The organism is Delftia sp. 60 (assembly GCF_002754395.1).
GTDB classification, from domain to species: domain Bacteria; phylum Pseudomonadota; class Gammaproteobacteria; order Burkholderiales; family Burkholderiaceae_C; genus Comamonas; species Comamonas acidovorans.
In genome coordinates this window covers 5,001-7,500 of record NZ_PEFD01000001.1, presented here as the reverse complement: position 1 = coordinate 7,500, position 2,500 = coordinate 5,001, and the positions used below count along the sequence as shown (strand labels likewise).

The window sequence follows — 2,500 nt, the reverse complement described above, 5'->3', positions numbered from 1 at the left end:
CAGCTTGGGAGACAGAGCACCGGGTGCTAACGTCCGGACTCAAGAGGGAAACAACCCAGACCGCCAGCTAAGGTCCCTAAAATTGGCTAAGTGGGAAACGAAGTGGGAAGGCTAAAACAGTCAGGATGTTGGCTTAGAAGCAGCCATCATTTAAAGAAAGCGTAATAGCTCACTGATCGAGTCGTCCTGCGCGGAAGATGTAACGGGGCTAAGCCAGTTACCGAAGCTGCGGATTTGCAATTTATTGCAAGTGGTAGGAGAGCGTTCTGTAAGCCTGTGAAGGTGCCTGGTAACGGGTGCTGGAGGTATCAGAAGTGCGAATGCTGACATGAGTAGCGTTAAAGGGGGTGAAAAGCCCCCTCGCCGTAAGCGCAAGGTTTCCTACGCAACGTTCATCGGCGTAGGGTGAGTCGGCCCCTAAGGCGAGGCAGAGATGCGTAGCTGATGGGAAACAGGTCAATATTCCTGTACCGATGTGTAGTGCGATGTGGGGACGGAGAAGGTTAGCTCAGCCAACTGTTGGATATGTTGGTTCAAGCCTGTAGTCGTGCCTGGTAGGCAAATCCGCCGGGCTTAGATGAGGGGTGATAACGAGTCTGCTTGCAGACGAAGTGAGTGATACCCTGCTTCCAGGAAAAGCCACTAAGCTTCAGCTACACACGACCGTACCGCAAACCGACACTGGTGCGCGAGATGAGTATTCTAAGGCGCTTGAGAGAACTCTGGAGAAGGAACTCGGCAAATTGATACCGTAACTTCGGGAGAAGGTATGCCGCAAGTAGGTGAACTTGAACAAAGGGAGCCCAAAGCGGTTGCAAAAAATCGGTGGCTGCGACTGTTTAATAAAAACACAGCACTCTGCAAACACGAAAGTGGACGTATAGGGTGTGACGCCTGCCCGGTGCTGGAAGATTAAATGATGGGGTGCAAGCTCTTGATTGAAGTCCCAGTAAACGGCGGCCGTAACTATAACGGTCCTAAGGTAGCGAAATTCCTTGTCGGGTAAGTTCCGACCTGCACGAATGGCGTAACGATGGCCACACTGTCTCCTCCAGAGACTCAGCGAAGTTGAAATGTTTGTGATGATGCAATCTCCCCGCGGAAAGACGGAAAGACCCCATGAACCTTTACTGTAGCTTTGTATTGGATTTTGAACGGATCTGTGTAGGATAGGTGGGAGGCTTTGAAGTGAGGACGCTAGTTCTCATGGAGCCGACGTTGAAATACCACCCTGGTGCGTTTGAGGTTCTAACCCAGGTCCCTTATCGGGATCGGGGACAGTGCATGGTAGGCAGTTTGACTGGGGCGGTCTCCTCCCAAAGCGTAACGGAGGAGTTCGAAGGTACGCTAGTTACGGTCGGACATCGTGACGATAGTGCAATGGCATAAGCGTGCTTAACTGCGAGACTGACAAGTCGAGCAGATGCGAAAGCAGGACATAGTGATCCGGTGGTTCTGTATGGAAGGGCCATCGCTCAACGGATAAAAGGTACTCTGGGGATAACAGGCTGATACCGCCCAAGAGTTCATATCGACGGCGGTGTTTGGCACCTCGATGTCGGCTCATCTCATCCTGGGGCTGTAGTCGGTCCCAAGGGTATGGCTGTTCGCCATTTAAAGAGGTACGTGAGCTGGGTTTAAAACGTCGTGAGACAGTTTGGTCCCTATCTTCCGTGGGCGCTGCAGATTTGAGGAAGCCTGCTCCTAGTACGAGAGGACCGGAGTGGACACACCTCTGGTGTATCGGTTGTCACGCCAGTGGCATTGCCGAGTAGCTAAGTGTGGAAGAGATAACCGCTGAAAGCATCTAAGCGGGAAACTCGTTTCAAGATGAGATCTGCCGGGGCCTTGAGCCCCCTGAAGAGTCGTTCAAGACCAGGACGTTGATAGGCTGGGTGTGGAAGCGCAGTAATGCGTTAAGCTAACCAGTACTAATTGCTCGTGAGGCTTGACCCTATAACTTTGATGACGTTGATCATCAAGGTGGTTATGCCAAGTAAGGCGCAGTCAAAATACAAAGCTGATTACAGACTCTATGAATTCGTTGTGTTGCTCCATGAGCAGCATGACAACAAGTTATGCCTGATGACCATAGCAAGTTGGTACCACTCCTTCCCATCCCGAACAGGACAGTGAAACGACTTTGCGCCGATGATAGTGCGGGTTCCCGTGTGAAAGTAGGTCATCGTCAGGCTCTTACAGCCAAAACGCCCGGCTAGCGCCGGGCGTTTTCTTCTCTCTCCTGCTGAGCAGGGTAGAGAAGAAAACGCAAAAAGCGTTGAAAGTGCAGCGAAAGTTGTGCTAGAATACAAGACTTCACTGATCGCAGTGAGTCGGAAGTAAAGAAAAAATTCTCTGCTTCGATCCTTAAAAATATACAGCCGATAAGCGTGGGCGTTTGAGGCGAACAGCCAAGTTCTTTGGAACTCGGCTCTTTGAAGCCAAAAACGCTCATGAGAATAGAAGTGAAGTTCACTTCAATTCCGTTTTTATGAGTTAG

General features: G+C 50.8%; 2 rRNA genes (1 of these 2 running past the window's edge). Both read left to right on the top strand.

The features are described from left to right. A 23S ribosomal RNA gene (locus CLV01_RS00030) occupies positions 1-1,956 on the top strand (it extends 919 nt beyond the left edge of the window). Positions 1,957-2,081: 125 nt separating this feature from the next. Then, positions 2,082-2,194, top strand: a 5S ribosomal RNA gene (rrf, locus tag CLV01_RS00025). Positions 2,195-2,500: the final 306 nt, after the last annotated feature.